The organism is Vibrio sp. Vb0304 (genome assembly GCF_033338995.1).
Taxonomy (GTDB): Bacteria; Pseudomonadota; Gammaproteobacteria; order Enterobacterales; family Vibrionaceae; genus Vibrio; species Vibrio alginolyticus.
This window is the reverse complement of record NZ_JAWOTT010000233.1, coordinates 1-1,187: the sequence shown is the minus strand read 5'-3', so window position 1 is coordinate 1,187 and position 1,187 is coordinate 1. Positions and strand designations below refer to the sequence as shown.

At 43.3% G+C, this 1,187-nt stretch carries 2 pseudogenes; both read right to left on the bottom strand.

What is annotated here, in order from left to right:
* Window positions 1-300 (bottom strand): annotated as a pseudogene (locus R7P35_RS25245) (CAI-1 autoinducer synthase); the annotation flags it as partial.
* A 354-nt stretch (window positions 301-654) separates the two neighbouring features.
* A pseudogene (locus R7P35_RS25240) lies at window positions 655-1,187 on the bottom strand (ribosome biogenesis GTPase YlqF); the annotation flags it as partial.

The window sequence follows — 1,187 nt, the reverse complement described above, 5'->3', positions numbered from 1 at the left end:
AAACGTCGCTAGCTGGTGCTCAAAGGCGGGTTTTGATTGATCATCTTGCAAGAAGATTGCTGACATCACGACATTGTCATCTCGTTCAGAAATTGCGTCTCGATGCGCTTTCTGAATGAGCTCATTGTGAGAGAGCGAAAGGTAATCATTGCTTTGCATAACCACAGCATTTTCGGACGGTCGTTTGCCAAGAACGAGGTGCTTTTGATTTTCGTTAGATTTAATTAAATCTTGAATATGGAAATTAAGGCGTTCCTCGATAAAAGAGGGCAGTGGTTTAGTTTCGTTTTTAGTACACATAATAAATCTCTTTGTGATTTGGAAAAACGCCAGCGCTGACCTTATTTATATTGAAGATTTTGGGGAGAGTGTCACTAATCAAGTTGCATAACTTTGCTAGCGCTTGCAAACTCGATATTTAAGGGTTGGATGGTGGCTGTAACTCCTTAGGCTGTGGGGGTCTAAACTAGTTTGTGTTCAATAAATAAACATAGTTTATTGCGATTGTACGCCGTAAAAAATGTAGTACAAAATTACACGTAAATACGACAAAAAGTGGTTACGTTGATGAGGCGGGGTTATCTAGTTGGGTGTAAAAGTGGCGGACAAAAAAGGCGCGAAAATCGCGCCTAGGAATAGAGTGAGAAAAAGAGCTTAGCGTTTGTTACGTAAGTAACGTTTACGACGTTCTTCCTTACGTTTCGCTTTCTCTTCTTCTTTGCGAGCCGTTTCTATTTCGACTTCGATCAGTTCTTGAGTAATCATCTCAGGAAGCTCAAGAGTGATTTGTCCTAGTGTACCTTGTCGAAGCTCGTGAAGTAGAATCTCAGATACTTTATGAAGATCCACTCGGCCACCTGCTCGTAGCGCACCGCGACGACGGCCAATTTCTTCCATGATCTCAATGTCAGACTCTGGCAGCTCTTCGATTTGGTAACGTTCTTTTAGACGTTCTGGGTAATGCGCTGCTAGATACTCAACAGTGTAAAACGCAACTTCGTCATACTCCATTGCCGTATCTTTTACGGCACCCGTTGCCGCTAAACGGAAACCACTATGTGGGTTTTCCACTTTTGGCCAAAGAATCCCAGGTGTGTCAGACAGGACAATGCCGTTTTGTAAATTAATGCGTTGTTGGCGACGCGTTACCGCTGGTTGGTTACCCGTTACTGCGATAGTGCGACCAG